A 19,326-nucleotide genomic window follows, 5' to 3' on the forward strand; every position below is an offset into this window, starting at 1 on the left:
GGCGCTTATTTTAAGAAATGGTTGTAGTTTAGGCAGATCATGAGCCAATCAAACCAAAAACGTACACGAGCAAAAATCTGTGGAATTACTCGTACTCAAGATGTTCAGGCAGTTGTTGCTGCTGGAGCAGATGCGATTGGTTTTGTTTTTTTTCCGCCAAGCCCAAGACATGTAACAGTTGAACAGGCCCAAGAATTAGCAAAAGTAATTCCACCTTATGTACAAATGGTAGGTTTGTTTGTAAATGCGAGTGCTACTGAAATTCAGGATGTACTTGATTGTGTTCCCCTAGATGTATTACAACTACATGGCGATGAAACTCCAGAACAATGTCAGGAAATTGCTCGCCATTGTAAACGTCGCTGGTATAAAGCGATTCAGGTTAAACCTGATCTGGATGTAGTTGCTGAAATTCAAAAATATCAGGCAGCGGGTGCCAGTGCTGTATTGCTCGATGCGTGGCATCCTGAGCTCAAAGGGGGCACAGGACATCAGTTTGACTGGTCTAAATTCCCAAAACTTGATATTCCATTAATCTTGGCAGGTGGTTTAACCCCTGACAATGTCATTGACGCTATTCATACTACCGGTGCTTTTGCAGTAGATGTGAGCGGAGGCGTAGAGTCCGCAAAAGGTATAAAAGACCAACAACTCATTGAACGATTTATGCAAGGAGTCCAACGTGGATCAGCAAAACAATGTGATTGACTATACACAGTATCCAGATGCTGCAGGGCATTTCGGTATCCATGGCGGACGTTTTGTGTCAGAAACTCTAATGGCGGCATTAGAAGATTTAGAAAATCTCTATTCCCGCATGAAAAATGATGAACAGTTTTTGGCAGAATTCGACCGTGACCTCGCCTACTATGTAGGTCGTCCTAGTCCACTTTATTATGCTGAGCGATGGTCAAAAGAGTTAGGTGGTGCGCAAATTTACCTTAAACGTGAAGACTTGAACCATACAGGCTCACACAAGGTAAACAACACGATTGGTCAGGCGTTATTGGCAAAGCTTTCTGGTAAAAAACGTATTATTGCCGAAACTGGTGCTGGGCAGCATGGTGTAGCAACAGCAACAATTGCAGCACGTTTAGGTCTTGAATGTGTTGTTTATATGGGTGCTGAAGACGTTAAGCGTCAAGCGATGAACGTTTATCGTATGCGTTTGTTGGGTGCTACAGTTGTTCCTGTACAAAGCGGCTCTAAAACGCTGAAAGACGCCATGAACGAAGCGATGCGTGATTGGGTAACTAATGTTGATACGACGTACTATGTGATTGGTACAGTTGCAGGCCCGCATCCATATCCTCAATTGGTTCGTGACTTCCAGTCGATTATTGGTCGCGAAGCACGTAAACAGATTTTGGAACAAGCAGGTCGCTTACCAGATGCATTAGTTGCCTGTGTGGGTGGTGGTTCAAATGCAATGGGCTTGTTCTATCCATTCTTAAACGATGCCAACGTGAAAATGTATGGTGTTGAAGCAGCTGGTTTTGGTATTGAAACTGGTAAACACTCTGCACCATTAAATGCGGGTCATGTGGGTGTATTGCACGGTAACCGTACTTACTTGATGAGTGATGAACAAGGCCAGATTATTGAGACACATAGTATCTCGGCGGGCCTTGATTATCCGGGTGTTGGCCCTGAACATAGCTTCTTGAAAGATATGAAGCGCGTAGAATACGTGCCGATTAATGATACTGAGGCTCTACAAGGTTTCCGTGATTTAACCAAAATCGAAGGGATTATTCCTGCACTTGAAAGCTCACATGCTATGGCGTACGTCTCTAAGCTTGCACCAACGATGTCTAAAGATCAGATTATTATTGCGACTGTTTCAGGTCGTGGTGACAAAGATTTAATGACAGTTGCACGCATTGATGGCGTAGAAATGGTCGAGATGTAAGAGGATACAATGCCAAGTTTGTTTATGGTGATGTTAGGTGGGCGTCATGCACGTGCTAATACAGAAGTTCATGATGTAGTCATGGCTGTAGGAGATACTTTGGAAGAAGTTTATCCTCAACTTAAACAGGCTTGGTTTGGTGAGGCTCAAGGATTACATATTGATGCTTGGGCCAAGCTCTCTGGCGTTAGCTCTCAAGGACAAAATTATCAAATTCACTTTACAGATACTGCTCCACAACCAGATGATTTAAAATTATATTTAATTAATCTGGGCGGATATAATGCAAGTGAATTCGGTGAACTTCACCGTTATGAGTTTGTGGTTGCACCAAATGCGGTAGTTGCCAAACAATTAGGTAAACAATTTATAGATCGGCAGTGGCAAAAAGCACATACAGATCGAGTCATTGATATTGATGACTGCTTAGCGATAGATTGTGTAGCAGGGCGCTATATTCATTTAATAAAAGGCGATTTTGCTGAAACAATTTGGGAAAATACGTATTTGACCGTGGTATAGGTCATTTGAAATCTAATATTCATATGGAAGTGGGTAAATGGATTTAATTCAAGAAAATGGACAGCCTCGCTACGGGCGTTTTGAATCTGTACCGTCAACCATTCACGTACAACATTATATTTATAAAACCCCTTACGGTAAGGTCCTTAAAGGCTGGCGTAAGCAATTAAAATATAAAAAATTTAAATTCTGCGGCATTCAACATAAACACTATAGTATTGGTCTGGCAATTGCAGATATTGGCTGGGTTGGGCATGGCTTTTTCTATATTTATGACCATGAAACTCAGCAAGTCATCGAGTGGAATGCCATTCAGCCTTTAGGTCATAAAACCTACCTTGATGAACAACCTTTATTTAATCAAAGTTATTTTTCTAAATCGCCTTATCAGTTTGATATCCAGCATGCCAATGGTGTGCGATACATTCGAGTCACTAAATATGGTGAGATTCAACTTAGCGCTCGTATTTTTTGTGCTGGAACCGATATATTAAGCTTGTGTACACCAACAGGAATCAATGGTTGGACATATACCCAAAAGCAGACCACATTGGCTGTAGAGGGAATGTTTATTAATAAACAAAACCAAATCGTACAATTTGATGAAAAGACATTTGCCTCTTTAGATGATACCTGCGGTTTTTTGCGACCTGAAACGGCTTGGTTCTGGCTTTCATGTAATTTTTGGGATGAGCAAGGGCGACGTATTGGTTTAAATTTAGCTTCTGGTGTTAATGAAAGTTTTGGTAATGAAAACTGCTTATGGATTAACGGCGTTTTATTTCCACTGACTGATGTTTTATTTGAAAAAGTAAATGATGAGCTTTGGCAAATTAGCTCTTTAGATCAAAAGCTTAATCTCCAAGTGCATATCGGTTGGTGCCGATACGAAAATATTAATTTAAGAATGATTGGCAGCCAGTTCAACCAGTGGCAAGCTAAAATTAGCGGAACAATTGAGCATGAGGCAACCGATATCATCAATTGCAATGAGCAATACGGTTTACTAGAACAACATTATGCAAAATGGTAGCAAGCAGGTTATAAACCTGCTTGCCAGAATGCCTCACCAGCCGCAATCGGATCATTCGTTTTTTCGAGTGTTTCAATCCAGACAGGATATTGACGAATGACTGGATGCTGACTTGGATGAAAGTCTTTTTTAAACCAATCTAAATATTGGTTTTTCATAGCGGTTAATGTGCCATTTTTGCCAAAGAACCAAGGTAAACCTTTAAGGTTCATCAAGAGTCTTTCTCTTGGACTAAAGCCATCACATTTCAACATGATGTTGGTGCGATAGAGTGTAAAGCCAAACATCAGTACTGTTGTAAGAACCAATACAAAACGACGAGTCGACTCAGGAACTTCACCCACCTGTTTCATGACGTCAAAAGCAACATCACGGTGCTCCATCTCTTCAATGGCATGCCACGCGAATAGCGCTCGAACATAGGGGTGAGCATTTTCCAAAGTTTTTTTATGGCTATAAAAAGTTTCTGCCATTAATGCAGTTAAATGTTCAGCTGCTGCCGTCATTGCAATATTGTATTGCGGTGAGCGTTTGGTGAGTTCAAAACGAAAAATTCTTTTAAGTGTAGCTGTGAACTGGTCAACAGGCATGCCTTGCTCTTTCATGAGCTGATTCATTTTGTCATGTGCAATACCATGTTGAGCTTCTTGTTTAATAAAGTCTGCAACCCGTTTTTGTAGTTCGGGATCATCAATTTTGTCTCGGAACATACGGACACATTCAATAAAATAACGCTCTCCATCTGGAAAGGTTAAGCTGAGCGCATCAAACATACGAGTCAAAAAAGGATCATTATTAAACCAAAAGCGAGGCGCTTCGTTTAAATGAAAATCTAGATCTTTACGAACTACTGGCTCGACCTGATAAGAAACATGTGCGTTCATATTTTTATTTCTCGCATCTAACATGTTCATTAGTATGTCGCCTATAGTCGGCTTTGTTTTGACAGTTATTGCCAATTTTTATACAGTTTACGACAAGATGGCATTAAAAAAGGATGAGCCATGCAGGATTTTACGATTTCAAATGGCTACTTTTATCTGTGGAATACTTATCTAAAAGAAAAAGGAATCGATTGGCAGGCATTAAACCTTACAGATGTTCAGGCCCGTCAAGTTCAAAATGTTTTAGCTTCATCTATTGATGCTCAATCTTCTTTAAACTTTTTTCTTGAACTTTTAGAGCTGACAGAGTCTCGTCTACAAGTTTCTAATTTAGTCCTAGAAATGGCAACTTGTATTACACCTGCCAATTTTGGTGTACTGGGATATATGGCTTCTCGAAGTGGCAGCTTCGCAGAGGTTCTTGAATATGTCATGAAATTTCATCGTCTCGTGATTGACGGTGAGCAAGTCGTGCCTATGCAAGTTGAACAAGATGCTTCTAACATTCGTTTGTATTGGCCGCTAGTTGATGCCAGTAATATCATACTTTGTGAGCTGACTTTAGCTGCTATGGTTCAGCTTGCTAAACAAATTGCCCCTTTCCATGATTTTCTCTTGCAGCATGTTGAGTTTGTGCACCGCTCACGTGGTCCCTTAGTTCACTATCAGCGTTTCTTTCAATGTAAATTATCATTTGAGCAACCATACTATGCATTAACTTTTGCAAGTGAGGGATTGAATGTTCGTCCTCGACATGCAGACCCCAGCTTAATGCAACTTTTAGTGAAACAAGCAGAAGAGGCATTGGCTCAGCGGAAAATACATACAGATTTGGCTCAGCAAATACATTGGATTGTTCATGAATATTTCAAACACAAGCAACAAGCCCCGAAAATAGAGGATATTGCCATCGAGTTGAATATTTCAGTACGTAGCTTGCAGCGTCAATTACAGTCATTAAATACTTCATTTAAATTAATTTTAGATACTGAACGCATGAAACGCTGTGAAATATTACTTCACCAAAATGAAAGCCTCACTACAATTGCTGAACAGTTGGGATATTCGGATCAGTCGGCACTTGCGCGTGCTCATAAAAATTTGACAGGACAAACTTTACTCACGCGGAAAAGGGAATTACAACTCGCCAATAAAAATATTGAGAAATAAGTTTTGTGTGGTGATTTTTTGATCGGGTGGCAATCTAATAATGGCTCGAAAATAGGAAGCTTTGATCATTGAGAAAAGTTTCAAAATATTGATAAATGTACACCATGGGTTGTATGAATCATACAATCGAATATCGCCATAACGTTAGACCTGTTCAATGGACAAAAAATAGCGTTAAAATGCGATGTTCTTGTATTTCTACAAACAACTCCTCAATTTTAAATAATTCAAGGAAAGCACAACCCTATGTCACGTCTTGCCACCCGTTTTGAAAAGCTTAAGTCCCAACAACGTAAAGCGCTTGTATCTTATGTTATGGCGGGTGATCCACAGCCACAAGTAACGGTTCCGTTACTGCATAAAATGGTTGCGGCAGGAGTAGATGTGATTGAGCTTGGTTTACCATTTTCAGATCCAATGGCTGATGGTCCGGTAATTGCGCTTGCAGCTGAACGTGCGCTTGCGGCAGGGACTAACACGTTGGATGCACTCAACATGGTAAAAGAGTTCCGTGAGCAGGATCAGGAAACACCTGTTGTTTTAATGGGTTATCTGAATCCGGTTGAAGTGATTGGTTACGAGAAGTTTGTTTCTCATGCGAAACAATGTGGTGTAGATGGCTTATTACTTGTGGATTTACCACCAGAAGAGTCAAAAGAGTTTGGTGCTGTGTTGAAACAACATGATATGGACCAAATTTTCTTGCTTGCGCCAACTTCTACAGATCAACGTATTCAACATGTGACTAATCAGGCAAGTGGTTTTATTTACTACGTTTCACTTAAGGGTGTAACTGGAGCAGCAACACTTGATACGGCAGAAGCTGCTGCGCGTATTCAAAAAATCAAAAATGCCACTAATATTCCAGTGGGTGTTGGTTTTGGTATTAGTGATGCCGCTTCAGCAAAAGCAATGGGTAATGTTGCTGATGCCGTGATTGTAGGTAGTGCTTTCGTTAAAAATTTTGCAACGTTGGCAGCGGATGACGCTGTTGAACAGACGGTGAGTAAAGTCAAGGAGCTTCGAGCAGCGCTCGATGAGTTAGTATGAATCAAGAAGTGAAACCAGGGAAAGTTCTTAGCCCTTCGACACCATGGACAAAACGTCCGGTTCCAGGTATTGAAGTCGCAGATGAGCAACAAATTCTCAAAGCAACATTTACTGAGCCAACGATTGAATGTCCTGAATGTCATGCACTAGTGACACGTACAGCAATTTCTTTCAATGCATATGTTTGTCCGCAATGTGACGAACACTTACGAATGAAAGCTCGTGACCGCTTGAACTGGTTCTTCGATAATGTTGTAACTGAATTGGGTCAAGAATTTACTGCAAAAGATCCATTAAAGTTTGTTGACTCTAAACCGTATCCAGATCGTATGCGTGAAGCGCAAAGCAAAACTGGTGAAACGGAAGCGTTAATTGCCATGCAAGGTAACTTAAATGGCGTAGATATGATTGCATGTGCTTTTGAGTTCGACTTTATGGGCGGCTCAATGGGTACAGTTGTAGGTGACCGTTTTGTACAGGCTGCCGAGCTTGCAATTGCAAAACGTCAGCCATTAATCTGTTTCGCAGCTTCTGGCGGCGCGCGTATGCAAGAAGGTATGTTATCGCTTATGCAAATGGCGCGCACTTCTGCTGCGATTCAAAAATTAAAAGATGCTGGCTTACCATATATCGTTGTGTTAACACATCCTGTGTATGGTGGTGTAACAGCTTCTTTAGCAATGTTGGGTGATATTCATATTGCTGAACCTAAAGCAATGATTGGCTTTGCTGGTAAACGTGTAATTGAGCAGACTGTACGTGAAACTCTTGAAGAACCGTTCCAACGTGCTGAATATTTGCTTGATCATGGTGTAATCGATCAGATTGTTCATCGTCATGCTTTACGTGATACTGTATCTCGACTTGTATCGAAATTGATGAACTTACCTTGAACCAACAAGCTCCACTTTCAATAGACTCTTTAGATACATGGCTCAATTATTGGAGCCATGTTCACGTTACAGGGATAGATCTTGGTCTGGAACGTGTAATTCCTGTTGCAGAAAAGCTGGGTGTAACTCAGCCTAATGCTAAAGTTTTTACAGTAGCCGGAACGAATGGTAAAGGCTCAACCACAACCACACTGGCTGCGATATTAAACGCACACGGTTATAAAGTTGGGTTATATCAGTCACCGCATATCTATCGCTTTAATGAGCGAGTTAAATTGGGTGGGGTAGAAGTCGATGATCAAAGTCTGATTGATGCTTTTGTTCAAGTCGATCAGGCTCGTCGCGATTGTGATTTAAGCTTATCTTTTTTTGAAGCAACCACTTTGGCTGCTTTTGTTATTTTTAAACAACAACAATGTGATGTATGGGTGCTTGAAGTTGGTCTGGGCGGACGCTTAGATGTTGTCAATGTGATTGATCCCGACATTGCAGTAATTACTAATATTGGCCTAGATCACACAGACTGGTTAGGCGATACCATTGAAAAAATTGCTTTTGAAAAAGCAGGCATTATTCGTCCACATATTCCGGTTATCTTCGCGGGTGAGCAACAATTACCGCAAGCAATTCAAGATAAAGCACAAAGTTCACAAGCAGACTTATATACCGTTAATCGTGATTATTTTTATAAGCTCGCAGAAGGTGGACAAAACTGGTACTTTGCTTCGGAAGGAACCACTTTAAAACTTCCTTTAGGTACATTAGCGATTGAAAATATTGCAGGAGCGGTTGCGGCCATTTTAAATAGCGGACTTGAGATTTCTCAGTCAGCATTAGAAAAAGGTATTCAATCTGCTCGCCTAGCAGGGCGTTTTGAACAGCGTCAAGTGGATGGGAAGACGGTCATTTTTGATGCTGGACACAATCCACATGGTGTTGAATTTTTGTTAAAGCAATTGCGAAATTTCTTAGAATACAATAAACAGTACACAGAAGTTGTCGCAGTATTTTCAATGCTGGCAGATAAAGATATAAAATCAGTAGTCGATTTATTGAAACCTACTGTTTTACATTGGAAAATTGCTGAATTGAATGTGCCGCGTGCTGCACCGATTCAGCAACTCAATGATGCCTTGCAAGGCCAGACAGTACAACAATATGGCAATATCAAAGAGGCTTTTAAATCAGCGCTTGAGCAAACAAATAACAATCAGCTGATTTTGGCCTGTGGTTCGTTTCATACTTTAGAAGCGATTTGGGAGTATTTGGAAGAATGTCAATGAATAACAAACAACGCTGGATGGGTGGCGTTGTTTTACTAGGAGGTGGTGTTTTATTGGCAGCATTACTTCTAAAAGGAAATGAGGAAATAAAACAGGTTGAAGCTCAACCATCCGCATCCACATCGCCAAAAACTCAAACTAAACCAAAACAGACAACTGAAGGGCAAATGGTACAACTACAACCGCTTGCGGTTGATGTTGAAACTGAAAAACGTTTGCTAGAAGAACAGCGTCGTGCGCGTGAAAAGGCCGTTGCTGAACAAGAAGCACGTGCAGCTGAGTTCTTAGCAATGCAGCAGCAAGCTGAAGCTGATGCTGCTCGTAAAGCTGCAGCAGAGTACGCTGCTATTAATGCGCGCCGTACAGCGGCTCAAGAAAGTTCAGATAATATTCCACCGGAGTTAGTGGGTGAGGCGAAAGCTAAAAACCAGCAAACCAATACGGTGAATAAAACAACTGATACTTCAAAAATAGATGCAGACAAAAAAGCTGCTGAAGCAAAACGCCAAGCAGAAGCAGACATGAAAGCAGCTGAAGCTAAACGACAGGCAGAAGCAGACAAAAAAGCAACTGAAGCAAAACGCCAAGCAGAAGCAGACAAGAAAGCAGCTGAAGCTAAACGACAGGTAGAAGCAGATAAAAAAGCTGCTGAAGCAAAACGCCAAGCAGAAGCAGACAAGAAAGCTGCTGAAGCCAAACGACAAGCAGAAGCTGATAAAAAAGCCTCTGATGCTAAACGAAAAGCTGATGCTGAGAAAAAAGCTGAAGCTGAAAAAGCACGTGAACTGCTTGAAAATGGCGATAAAAAGTGGATGGTTCAAGTCGCTTTGGCTGCTAACCAAGCAAATGCAGATGCAGTTGTTTCTAAATTACGAGCTAAAGGCTATAAGGTCACTACAAGCCCAACCAGTAAGGGGATTCGTATTATGGTTGGACCTGCAAAAGACCGTGATACAGCAGATGCTGCTCGTAAGAAAATTACTTCTGATTCAAGTTTAAACATGAAATCAGCGTGGGTGATTGACTGGGTGCCGTTAGACCAACGTTAACCAGATTAAAACTCCACTCAAGATGTCACTAAGATGGATTCGACAGTTGCTGTTGAATCCATTTTACATTTTCAGGTGTAAATAAACGGTCAATGTTCTTCCAAATAATGTGATAACCGTAACCACCTTGTTTCATTTCCTTAACCGCATCATCAATTGCCCAATTTTCAAAAATAATGCGATACATGGCAACGCTGGCGCCGGTACGGTCTGAACCATGGTAGCAGTGTAATAAAACGCGCTGGTCATTCTGCTTGGCAATTTTGATTTGTTGCATGACTTCTAGGAGGTCTTGTCGGTCAATTGCCCAAGTGTTGATAGGAATATGCACAAGATTAAAATTTTCATTTTTAAAAACTAAAGTATCTGCGTCTTTGGCTCTTAAATTAATGATCGTTCCAATCTGATGATTCTTTAATTCAGAAATCATGGCAGCACTCGGTTGTTCGCTGCGATAAACATCATTACTAATTTGATAAAAGTTATGAGTCTGAGAAACTAAGCTTCCCCAATCTTGTGGTCGATGCTCATGGGCGATACTTTCGTGCTGCATACACCCTTGTAAACTTATACAGATGGCAAGTGTAAGGAGCGATAATTTCTTCATGTTTGATACCGTTGCAACTCATCAGGGTCGTGAGCACAAATTATTTGAATTGTTGGTTCATGTTGAGCTAAATGCTGTAAACGTTTGAGATTAAAAAGACGCTTTTCATTATCTTCTGCAAATGTTTTTTCCAACAGACCGAGTGATCTTAATTTATTTTTAGAGTTTAACTCTAGGTGTGAGTAGTAGGCATCTCCACAAAATAATAACCATTGATTTTGTTGCTTTATGGCAATCCCGCAATGTCCAGCTGTATGTCCTAACAGTGGTATCATTAAAATTTCATCTTGAAACAGCGGAAAACCTTTGACTTTTTCGAGGTTGAACCATGCTTCACCTTTTTGATATTCAACGAAGTTCCAATACCGATGATCTTTATATTGATTGGTTCTATAGCGAAGTTTGCCTTTAAAATTTGGAAGTTGGGCAGCGTTGTATTCTGCTGCTAAAACATGAACTGTGGCATGAGGAAAATCTGAGATACCACCAGCATGGTCGAAATCAAGATGAGTGACAAAAATATGCTGTACATCTTTGGGGCTAAACCCGAGCTTTTGGATTTGTTGGATCGCACTAAATTCAAGATTATGCTCAATATTGCCTAAGCGTTTAACTAATGAGCCTAGGCGCTGTTTCATATGTAAGTAATCTTGCAAGCCAAAGCCAGTATCGATAAGTACTAAGCCTCGATCAGTTTCAACTAAAAGACAATGACAGATTACCTCAGCTCGGAAGCCTTTTTGTCCAAATAAGGGGGCACAAACTGGGCACATACTGCCACACTTTAAATGATGAATTTTATAGATCATGATTTTTATTTTTTTACCGAATCGTTTCGAGTTATAACTGATCTGAGCAATAAAAACCATGAGTATTCAATACATAAATAAAAAAGCCATCACTCTGGATGACTTTTTCGGGTGTGATATTTAATCTAAGTGTGCCTACGCGCTTTGCTTGTCTTGCAGGGAACCTTTCAGATGTTTGCCTACACGCTTTGCTTGTCTTGTAGGGAGTTTTTCAGATGCTTGCCTACGCACTGCGTTTGTCTTGCAAGCAATAAAACCTTTAGTCGGTTTTATTGCTTTCAGGCTGTGGTGTGAGGCGTAAATAAGGTTTAACAGCCGTATAACCTTTAGGGAAACGTTGTTTAATTTCTTCTTCATCTTTAAGTGATGGCACAATAACGACATCTTCGCCTTGTTGCCAGTTCGCTGGTGTAGCGACTTTATGCTTATCTGTTAATTGTAATGAATCCACAACACGTAAGACTTCATTAAAATTTCGGCCCGTCGAAGCAGGGTAGGTAATGATTAAGCGAACTTTTTTGTTAGGATCAATAATCACTAATGAGCGCACTGTCAGAGTTTCACTGGCATTAGGGTGAATGAAGCCATAGAGCTCAGATACTTTACGATCTTTATCTGCAATGATTGGAAAGTTTACAGTTGTGTTTTGTGTTTCATTGATGTCGTTGATCCAGCCCTTGTGCGACTCTACATCGTCTACAGATAAAGCAATCGCTTTAACATTACGCTTCGTAAATTCATCTTTTAATTTTGCTGTATAACCTAATTCAGTTGTACATACAGGAGTATAGTCGGCTGGATGTGAAAATAAGATTCCCCAACTATCCCCTAAAAAATCATAAAAATTAATTGTGCCTTCACTCGATTCTTGTTGAAAATCGGGAGCAGTATCTCCTAATCGTAGTGTCATGATCTTTCCTCAATTGCGCATAATTTGTTATTCGATTGAATGAATATGCAGCATTTACTTTATGATTAAAATTATTGTTTTTGTATTTTATTATGAACTTTTTATATAAGTGTAAATATATATGACTAAAACTCATTATTTTAAGTGCTTAATCAATGTAACTTTAAGGTAAATTTGCTAAATTAGATTTCTCGGAAGTTATGCTTAATCGATGAGCGTTAATGGTGTGTTTTTGGTGCTCGGCACATTAAGGGGAGATTAGATGAATGAAAAACCATTCGTCTAACTATCAGATTTTTTTTAGGGGTTTTGTGCAAACCCCTTGTACTTCAAATTTCTGGCACCATAATAAACGACTGAGAAAAAGTTTATTCATTTGACCAAGCAAGATTTAGAGAGTTTATCCATGTTGGCAAGTCTGATCGGAGGTATCTTCGGTACAAAAAATGAGCGTGAACTCAAACGCATGCGCAAAATTGTTGAGCAAATCAATGCGCTCGAGCCGACGATATCAGCTTTAAGCGATGCAGACTTATCTGCAAAAACTCCAGAATTCAAACAACGTTATAATAATGGCGAAAGTTTAGATAAATTACTTCCAGAAGCGTTTGCAGTTTGTCGTGAAGCTGCTAAGCGTGTGATGGGTATGCGTCACTATGACGTTCAGTTAATCGGTGGTATTACCTTACATGAAGGTAAGATTGCCGAGATGCGTACTGGTGAAGGTAAAACCCTTATGGGTACTCTGGCGTGTTATTTAAACGCTTTGAGTGGCCAAGGTGTACATGTCATTACTGTGAACGATTATTTGGCACAGCGTGATGCCGAGTTGAACCGCCCATTATTTGAATTTTTGGGTCTATCAATTGGTACGATTTATTCAATGCAAGGTCCGTCAGAAAAAGCGGAAGCTTATCTTGCAGATATTACTTACGGTACCAATAACGAATTCGGTTTTGACTACTTACGTGATAACATGGTGTTTTCTTTAGCAGAAAAGAAACAACGTGGTTTGCACTATGCCATTATCGATGAAGTTGACTCCATCTTAATTGATGAGGCTCGCACACCATTAATTATTTCTGGTCAAAGTGAAGACTCTTCGCATCTGTATTCTGCAATCAATACGATTCCTCCTAAATTACGTCCGCAAAAAGAAGAAAAAGTTGCAGATGGTGGGCATTTCTGGATTGATGAAAAGCAGCGTTCAGTTGAAATGACCGAGGTTGGTTATGAAACTGTTGAACAAGAACTTATTCAGATGGGCTTGTTGGCTGAAGGCGAAAGCTTATATTCAGCAACAAACCTGAACCTTGTTCACCATGTATCTGCTGCTATTCGTGCGCATTTCCTATTCCAACGTGATGTTCACTATATTATTCATGATGGTGAAGTGGTTATTGTCGATGAACATACGGGTCGTACGATGCCGGGTCGTCGTTGGTCAGAAGGTTTGCATCAAGCTGTTGAAGCAAAAGAAGGCTTAGAAATTCAGCCTGAAAACCAAACTTTAGCGACAACAACATTCCAGAACTATTTCCGTCTCTATAAAAAGCTTTCAGGTATGACAGGTACTGCTGATACTGAAGCTGCGGAAATGAAAGAAATTTACGGTCTTGATGTTGTGATTATTCCAACTCACCGTCCAATGATTCGTAACGACCAAAACGATTTAATTTATTTAAACCGTAACGGTAAATATAACGCGATTATTCAAGAGATTATGAATATTCGTGGGCAGGGTGTTGCTCCAATTCTGATTGGTACAGCAACCATTGAAGCCAGCGAAATTTTATCTTCTAAGTTAATGCAAGCTGGTATTCATCATGAAGTGTTGAATGCAAAGCAGCATGAGCGTGAAGCAGACATTATTGCTCAAGCGGGTAGTCCGAATGCAGTAACGATTGCAACCAACATGGCCGGTCGTGGTACGGATATTATCTTGGGTGGTAACTGGAAAGCGAAACTTGCCAAACTTGAAAACCCAACTGCAGAAGATGAAGCACGTCTAAAAGCACAATGGGAACAAGACCACGAAGATGTCCTGCAAGCCGGTGGTTTGCACATTATTGGTTCTGAACGTCATGAATCACGTCGTATTGACAACCAGTTGCGTGGTCGTGCCGGTCGTCAGGGTGACCCTGGTGTTTCTCGTTTCTATTTATCTCTTGAAGATGACCTTATGCGTATTTTCGCAGGCGACCGTGTTGTTGGCATGATGCGTGCGATGGGTTTGAAAGAAGACGAAGCGATTGAACATAAAATGGTGAGCCGTTCGATTGAGAATGCTCAACGTAAAGTTGAAGCGCGTAACTTCGATATTCGTAAGAATTTATTGAAATACGATGACGTGAATAATGAACAGCGTAAGATCATTTACTCACAACGTGATGAAGTATTAGCTGAAAATACCTTAAAAGAATACGTTGAAGAAATGCATCGTGAAGTGATGCAAGGCATGATTGCTAACTTTATTCCACCAGAGTCAATTCATGATCAGTGGGATGTGGAAGGTTTAGAAAATGCTTTACGTATTGATTTAGGTATTGAGCTGCCAATTCAAGAATGGTTAGACCAAGATCGTCGTTTAGATGAAGAAGGTTTGGTTGAGCGTATTAGTGATGAAGTAATTGAACGTTATCGTCAGCGCCGTGCTCAAATGGGTGATGAATCTGCAGCAATGCTTGAACGTCATTTCGTTTTAAACTCTCTTGATCGCCATTGGAAAGATCACTTGGCTGCAATGGATTATTTGCGCCAAGGTATTCACTTACGTGGCTATGCGCAAAAGAACCCTGAACAGGAATATAAGAAAGAAGCTTTCAACCTGTTCGTAAACATGTTGGGTATTATTAAAACTGATGTTGTGACTGATTTGTCTCGCGTACATATCCCAACACCAGAAGAACTTGCAGAAATGGAAGCTCAACAGCAGCAGCAAGCTGAATCAATGAAGCTTTCTTTTGAACATGATGATGTAGATGGTTTAACTGGTGAAGTTACACTTTCTCAAGAAACCATGAACGAGTCTGCTGAACAGCAAGCTTTCCCTGTTCCAGAAAGCCGTAATGCCCCATGCCCATGTGGTTCGGGACTAAAATATAAGCAATGTCACGGTAAGATCTAATCTGCCTTCACAAAAAAAAGCAGAACAATTGTTCTGCTTTTTTTATGTTTGTAGTAAGCCTGTGAATAATGTTTGCAGTTTTAAGCATTAAATGCTATTTACTTCTCATCCAGAGTGTATGTTGGAAAGACAATGAAAAAAGTATTACAACCTTTATTTTTAACTGTTCTTGCTGTACCAAGTTTTGTTTTTGCAGCAGAAGCAGCTTCAGCCCCTCAAACGACAACGGTTGACAAAGTTCTTGCAGCAAAAGGCCCAACTTCGGCTCAAGCTGTAGTGAAGCAAGAAAATACTACAGTGATTAGTCCACGTACCGGTATTCGCTATACCTTGGGTAACACAGGTAATCGCCCAATTATTTTACAAACTACTGCGATTGCTCCAGCAAACTCAGCAAACATTAATCGTATTGTGGCAAGTAACCCAGCTCTTTCTGCAAAAAGCCAAGAAAAAGCAAAAGTTGCTTTAATCGGTGAAGCAGCAGTAGCAGGACCAGCAGCAGTTGCAGCAAGCAATGTAACAGCGCCAGCTGCAACAAATAGTGTTGTTCCAGTAAATCCTGCATCAATGAATTAATTCATATACGTATAAAAAAGCCAGTTCAAATTGAACTGGCTTTTTTATAGGGGTGTCTTTAAAACTTTAAATCTGATTATTTACATCATCATTTTTTGTTTCACGAATAAGTAAGAAGGCAACTAATGATAAAAGTGATGCAGCAGTAAGATAATAACCAACCGCATATAAACCATAAGTTTCAGCAAGCTTAGTCGCAATCAGTGGGGCAAAAGATGCACCAAAAATACCAGCCAAGTTAAAGGTTAATGCTGAACCTGTATAACGAACTGAAGTTGGGAAAAGTTCAGAAAGAACTGTACCAATTGGACCGTAGGTCAATCCCATAATTGCCAAGCCAGTACATAAGAAAAGGAATACGATTAAGGTATTTCCAGACTCTAACATACTAGAGAAGAACAAGCCGAAAATCGCAGCAGCAATACAAACGCCAATAGAAGTCGTTTTACGACCAAATTTTTCTGCAAAAATAGCCGATAAAGGAATAAATGCGGCGAAGCAAAGTGTGGCAAAGAGTTGAAGTTCTAAGAATTCACCACGCGCATAACCCAGTTTAGTGGTTCCCCAGTTTAAAGCAAATACGGTAGTAAGATAGAACACGACAAAGGTACAGATTGCTGCAACTGTACCAAGAATAAGCTTACCGGTATGTTTGGTTAAAACTTCTTTAAATGGAATATTAACTTCTTTTTGCTTATCTAAGACTTTCTGGAAAGCTGGAGTTTCATGAAGTTTTAAACGGATATATAAGCCAACAATAACCAATACAGCACTGGCAATGAATGGAATACGCCAACCCCATTGCATGAATGCTTGCTCAGGAATAACTGCGCTTAATAGTAAGAATGAACCTGTTGCCAAAATAAAGCCAATTGGGGCACCTAGCTGCGGAAACATGCCGTACCATGCTCTTTTTCCTTCTGGGGCATTTTCAGTCGCTAATAATACTGCACCGCTCCATTCACCGCCTAGGCCTAAGCCTTGTCCTAAACGACAAACAGCTAATAGTAATGGTGCGACAATCCCGATTTGGGCATAGGTTGGAAGCAAACCAATACATACAGTTGAAATACCCATAGTCAGTAAAGCTGCAACTAAAGTTGCTTTTCGCCCAATACGATCTCCTAGATGGCCAAATAATGCGGCACCGATAGGACGAGCAATAAAGGCAATTGCAAAGGTTGCCAGAGATTGTAAGACTGCGGCACTGCCACTACTAGCAGGGAAAAATAGATGAGGAAAGATAATCACGGCGGCTGTTGCATAGATATAAAAGTCGAAGAACTCAATAGTTGTACCGACTAAGCTTGCAAACAAAACTCGTGTTTTTGAATTAGTGGCTACTACAGGAGCAGCAGTCGCAGAAGTTGACTCCATATAAGTCCTTATATCCGTTAAAATTTATTTTTAATAGCTACTCTTTTTAAAGACGTATTTTTCTCAAAGAATAGCGTGAAAGAACATCATCCATGACTCTTTCAGGATCACTGAATATGAGTGAAAAATGGACTAAACTACGTACCAATAGATTGCAAGAAAATGTGCCCCTGCACCTAAAAGCACAAAAATATGCCAGATCGCATGGGTATATCTTACCTTTTTTAACGCGTAAAACAATGCTCCAACCGTATAAGCTAATCCGCCAATAATTAACAAAATCAACGCGTCTTTACTCAGATAGGTGCGCATATCATCCATAACAAAAACAGCAAGCCAACCCATAAGAACATAAGCAAGTAGCGAAATTTTCTGAAAACGATGAATAAAAACTAACTTGAAAAGTGTACCAATTGCAGCAATGCTCCACAGAGCAATAAGTAAAATATGAGCTTTTTGTGTAGGTATAGCAATGCTTAAGAATGGGGTATATGTTCCCGCAATTAAATAATAAATAGCAGTGTGGTCGAGTTTTTTATACCAGTAGCGTAGGTTTTGTGTTTGAGCAAAATGATAGAGTGTAGAACTGGTAAAAACTAAAATTAGACTAAATGAGTATACCCATAAACCTATCCACTGAGCGGTTGAAAGATAAGATCCCTTTATAATTAAAAAGATAGAAGCTACAACAGCCATAACAACGCCAGCACCATGACTATAGGCATTAAATAGTTCTTCTTTTGGATCGTAAGTTTCCAACACAGATTTACTCATAACTTTAATTTTTTTGATTAAAAATACAAATGTATAGAAATACAAAACAGTCGTAAAGTTATTTTATTTTTAATCCTAGACCCTTTAAACTTCTATTTTATATGAGTCTTCATTTTTCAGGTATATCCGTGTCGGTTTTCTCCTTTGAGCAAGAACAGCAATTCTTTCATGAAATCAAGCAAATGCTTGACCAACAAGCTTTTGAGCGTTTGATCTTGAGCCAATATAAGGGAGAGTTGGCGCAGCTGGAAAAAATTACTTTCCGTGTTGTAGAGCTACATGGACAAAAACAGCTTTCAGCTCTATACCATCACACGACTCAAGATGTGACTAAAAACTATTCATTTCAAGAAGGCTTGCAGCAGATTGAGCAATTAATCACACAGTGTAAGCAAGCAAACTTATTTTCAACCACTCAAGAAATTCAACTAAAAAAAAATAAGAAAAAAGCCATATTAAATATGGGTAAAAAGCAGGCCGTAAATACGACACAAACGGTTCAGGCACATGACCGTGAAAAGCAGCGCTATGTACAGCAAGGCAATGCATTTTTAAAAGAGCTGGGTATTACTGATGAGAAAGCCCAAGTTATTCCAAGCATGGCTCGTAAATGGAAACAGATTAATAAATTTATCGAAATTTTTGCGAGTGCCTACGAACAGATTGATGCGTCTCAACAAGAGTTACGCATTGTTGATTTTGGCTCGGGGAAAGGTTATTTAACTTTTGCATTGTATGATTATCTGCAACAACAGCAGAAAACACCATTGATTACTGGTGTAGAGCTACGTCGTAATTTGGTGGAATTTTGCCAGAACGTTGCAAACAAAGTTAATTTCAATCATCTAGACTTTTTTGAAGGCGATGTTCGTAGTTATCAACCAGAAAAGCTGGACGTTATGATTGCCTTACATGCGTGTGATATTGCGACTGATTTTGCTATTCATACCGGAATTCGTTTAAACGCTTCGATGATTATGTGTGCACCATGTTGCCACAAAGAGTTACGCCCTCAATTACATAGCCCAGAAGTTTTACAGCCAATGCTACAGTTTGGTATTCATGCTGGACAACAAGCCGAGATGTTGACCGACACTTTACGTGCATTACTTTTAAAGGCGTATGGTTATGAAACCAAAGTTTTTGAGTTTGTATCGCTTGAACATACCAGCAAAAATAAAATGATTTTGGCAACAAAACGCAGAAATGTTTCACAACCTGATCCCAAGATTATGGCTCAAATCCAAGCATTGAAAGAAATGTATGGTATTAAAAAACAAACGTTGGAATTGTTGTTACAAGATCAGTTGCCGATCGAAAATATTGGCTGTAAGTGCTAGGACGGTGAAT

General features: G+C 39.9%; 18 protein-coding genes. 12 read left to right on the top strand and 6 right to left on the bottom strand.

What is annotated here, in order from left to right:
• Window positions 1-39 precede the first annotated feature (39 nt).
• Genes ACYU0V_RS03005 through ACYU0V_RS03020 form a run of 4 tightly spaced genes read left to right on the top strand, consistent with a single transcriptional unit; the run spans window position 40 to window position 3,467 of the window.
• Window positions 40-708: a phosphoribosylanthranilate isomerase gene (locus ACYU0V_RS03005; RefSeq protein ID WP_000083562.1), complete on the top strand. Its 669-nt coding sequence runs from the start codon at window positions 40-42 to the stop codon at window positions 706-708.
• Complete coding sequence (gene trpB, locus ACYU0V_RS03010) at window positions 683-1,912, top strand: tryptophan synthase subunit beta (RefSeq protein ID WP_002116129.1); 1,230 nt, start codon at window positions 683-685, stop codon at window positions 1,910-1,912. The genes ACYU0V_RS03005 and trpB overlap by 26 nt, the downstream gene beginning before the upstream one ends.
• Window positions 1,913-1,921: 9 nt before the next feature.
• On the top strand, window positions 1,922-2,434 hold the full coding sequence (locus ACYU0V_RS03015; protein WP_461848980.1) for a DUF1543 domain-containing protein: 513 nt from the start codon (window positions 1,922-1,924) through the stop codon (window positions 2,432-2,434).
• A gap of 37 nt (window positions 2,435-2,471) precedes the next feature.
• The gene (locus ACYU0V_RS03020; RefSeq protein ID WP_039762898.1) at window positions 2,472-3,467 is read left to right on the top strand and encodes a DUF2804 domain-containing protein; all 996 of its coding nucleotides are present in this window, start codon (window positions 2,472-2,474) and stop codon (window positions 3,465-3,467) included.
• Window positions 3,468-3,475: 8 nt separating this feature from the next.
• On the opposite strand, the gene ACYU0V_RS03025 is transcribed toward ACYU0V_RS03020, so the two are convergent.
• Window positions 3,476-4,351, bottom strand: a complete 876-nt coding sequence (locus ACYU0V_RS03025) for a metal-dependent hydrolase (protein WP_005072715.1) — start codon at window positions 4,349-4,351, stop codon at window positions 3,476-3,478.
• Window positions 4,352-4,471: 120 nt separating this feature from the next.
• On the opposite strand from ACYU0V_RS03025, the gene ACYU0V_RS03030 reads away from it, so the two are divergent.
• The 5 genes from ACYU0V_RS03030 (at window position 4,472) to ACYU0V_RS03050 (ending at window position 9,796) form a co-directional block, all read left to right on the top strand.
• Window positions 4,472-5,521: an AraC family transcriptional regulator gene (locus ACYU0V_RS03030; RefSeq protein WP_461848982.1), complete on the top strand. Its 1,050-nt coding sequence runs from the start codon at window positions 4,472-4,474 to the stop codon at window positions 5,519-5,521.
• A 246-nt stretch (window positions 5,522-5,767) separates the two neighbouring features.
• Window positions 5,768-6,571 carry a tryptophan synthase subunit alpha gene (gene trpA / locus ACYU0V_RS03035; protein WP_002116163.1) on the top strand — a complete coding sequence of 268 codons (804 nt, stop codon included), beginning with the start codon at window positions 5,768-5,770 and terminating at the stop codon, window positions 6,569-6,571.
• Window positions 6,568-7,464, top strand: coding sequence for an acetyl-CoA carboxylase, carboxyltransferase subunit beta (gene accD, locus ACYU0V_RS03040; protein WP_005804699.1), 897 nt, complete (start codon window positions 6,568-6,570; stop codon window positions 7,462-7,464). The genes trpA and accD overlap by 4 nt, the downstream gene beginning before the upstream one ends.
• Complete coding sequence (folC, locus tag ACYU0V_RS03045) at window positions 7,461-8,747, top strand: bifunctional tetrahydrofolate synthase/dihydrofolate synthase (RefSeq protein WP_461848983.1); 1,287 nt, start codon at window positions 7,461-7,463, stop codon at window positions 8,745-8,747. Before accD ends, folC begins: the two co-directional genes overlap by 4 nt.
• Window positions 8,738-9,796 carry an SPOR domain-containing protein gene (locus ACYU0V_RS03050; protein WP_461848985.1) on the top strand — a complete coding sequence of 353 codons (1,059 nt, stop codon included), beginning with the start codon at window positions 8,738-8,740 and terminating at the stop codon, window positions 9,794-9,796. Before folC ends, ACYU0V_RS03050 begins: the two co-directional genes overlap by 10 nt.
• A 28-nt stretch (window positions 9,797-9,824) precedes the next feature.
• Here ACYU0V_RS03050 and ACYU0V_RS03055 read toward each other — a convergent pair whose 3' ends face one another.
• From ACYU0V_RS03055 to ACYU0V_RS03065, 3 genes are all read right to left on the bottom strand, one after another.
• A complete protein-coding gene (locus ACYU0V_RS03055; RefSeq protein WP_461848987.1) occupies window positions 9,825-10,403 on the bottom strand; it encodes a dual specificity protein phosphatase family protein in 579 nt (192 codons plus the stop codon).
• The gene (locus ACYU0V_RS03060) at window positions 10,400-11,212 is read right to left on the bottom strand and encodes an MBL fold metallo-hydrolase (RefSeq protein ID WP_461849896.1); all 813 of its coding nucleotides are present in this window, start codon (window positions 11,210-11,212) and stop codon (window positions 10,400-10,402) included. The genes ACYU0V_RS03055 and ACYU0V_RS03060 overlap by 4 nt, the downstream gene beginning before the upstream one ends.
• Before the next feature lie 259 nt (window positions 11,213-11,471).
• Complete coding sequence (locus ACYU0V_RS03065) at window positions 11,472-12,122, bottom strand: peroxiredoxin (RefSeq protein ID WP_005050084.1); 651 nt, start codon at window positions 12,120-12,122, stop codon at window positions 11,472-11,474.
• A gap of 406 nt (window positions 12,123-12,528) precedes the next feature.
• Here ACYU0V_RS03065 and secA point away from each other — a divergent pair, with 406 nt between their 5' ends.
• Both secA and ACYU0V_RS03075 read left to right on the top strand, forming a co-directional pair.
• Window positions 12,529-15,249 (top strand): preprotein translocase subunit SecA, encoded by a 2,721-nt coding sequence (gene secA, locus ACYU0V_RS03070; RefSeq protein WP_461848989.1) that lies wholly within the window; start codon window positions 12,529-12,531, stop codon window positions 15,247-15,249.
• Window positions 15,250-15,381: 132 nt separating this feature from the next.
• Window positions 15,382-15,825 (top strand): hypothetical protein, encoded by a 444-nt coding sequence (locus ACYU0V_RS03075; RefSeq protein ID WP_069036198.1) that lies wholly within the window; start codon window positions 15,382-15,384, stop codon window positions 15,823-15,825.
• Between the two features lie 66 nt (window positions 15,826-15,891).
• On the opposite strand, the gene ACYU0V_RS03080 is transcribed toward ACYU0V_RS03075, so the two are convergent.
• The gene (locus ACYU0V_RS03080) at window positions 15,892-17,202 is read right to left on the bottom strand and encodes an MFS transporter (protein ID WP_002116183.1); all 1,311 of its coding nucleotides are present in this window, start codon (window positions 17,200-17,202) and stop codon (window positions 15,892-15,894) included.
• Between the two features lie 132 nt (window positions 17,203-17,334).
• Window positions 17,335-17,976, bottom strand: coding sequence for a PAQR family membrane homeostasis protein TrhA (gene trhA / locus ACYU0V_RS03085; protein ID WP_016802594.1), 642 nt, complete (start codon window positions 17,974-17,976; stop codon window positions 17,335-17,337).
• A 128-nt stretch (window positions 17,977-18,104) separates the two neighbouring features.
• Here trhA and ACYU0V_RS03090 point away from each other — a divergent pair, with 128 nt between their 5' ends.
• The gene (locus ACYU0V_RS03090) at window positions 18,105-19,316 is read left to right on the top strand and encodes a class I SAM-dependent methyltransferase (RefSeq protein WP_017402645.1); all 1,212 of its coding nucleotides are present in this window, start codon (window positions 18,105-18,107) and stop codon (window positions 19,314-19,316) included.
• Window positions 19,317-19,326: the final 10 nt, after the last annotated feature.

This window comes from Acinetobacter sp. X9 (assembly GCF_054889255.1).

Bases quoted from the DNA above. Each gene is read 5' to 3' on its own strand.
- ACYU0V_RS03005 (WP_000083562.1), top strand. From the start codon at position 40: ATGAGCCAATCAAACCAAAAACGTACACGAGCAAAAATCTGTGGAATT.
- ACYU0V_RS03015 (WP_461848980.1), top strand. From the start codon at position 1,922: ATGCCAAGTTTGTTTATGGTGATGTTAGGTGGGCGTCATGCACGTGCT.
- ACYU0V_RS03020 (WP_039762898.1), top strand. From the start codon at position 2,472: ATGGATTTAATTCAAGAAAATGGACAGCCTCGCTACGGGCGTTTTGAA.
- ACYU0V_RS03025 (WP_005072715.1), bottom strand. From the start codon at position 4,351: ATGAACGCACATGTTTCTTATCAGGTCGAGCCAGTAGTTCGTAAAGAT.
- ACYU0V_RS03030 (WP_461848982.1), top strand. From the start codon at position 4,472: ATGCAGGATTTTACGATTTCAAATGGCTACTTTTATCTGTGGAATACT.
- trpA (WP_002116163.1), top strand. From the start codon at position 5,768: ATGTCACGTCTTGCCACCCGTTTTGAAAAGCTTAAGTCCCAACAACGT.
- accD (WP_005804699.1), top strand. From the start codon at position 6,568: ATGAATCAAGAAGTGAAACCAGGGAAAGTTCTTAGCCCTTCGACACCA.
- ACYU0V_RS03050 (WP_461848985.1), top strand. From the start codon at position 8,738: ATGTCAATGAATAACAAACAACGCTGGATGGGTGGCGTTGTTTTACTA.
- ACYU0V_RS03055 (WP_461848987.1), bottom strand. From the start codon at position 10,403: ATGAAGAAATTATCGCTCCTTACACTTGCCATCTGTATAAGTTTACAA.
- ACYU0V_RS03060 (WP_461849896.1), bottom strand. From the start codon at position 11,212: ATGATCTATAAAATTCATCATTTAAAGTGTGGCAGTATGTGCCCAGTT.
- ACYU0V_RS03065 (WP_005050084.1), bottom strand. From the start codon at position 12,122: ATGACACTACGATTAGGAGATACTGCTCCCGATTTTCAACAAGAATCG.
- secA (WP_461848989.1), top strand. From the start codon at position 12,529: ATGTTGGCAAGTCTGATCGGAGGTATCTTCGGTACAAAAAATGAGCGT.
- ACYU0V_RS03075 (WP_069036198.1), top strand. From the start codon at position 15,382: ATGAAAAAAGTATTACAACCTTTATTTTTAACTGTTCTTGCTGTACCA.
- ACYU0V_RS03080 (WP_002116183.1), bottom strand. From the start codon at position 17,202: ATGGAGTCAACTTCTGCGACTGCTGCTCCTGTAGTAGCCACTAATTCA.
- trhA (WP_016802594.1), bottom strand. From the start codon at position 17,976: ATGAGTAAATCTGTGTTGGAAACTTACGATCCAAAAGAAGAACTATTT.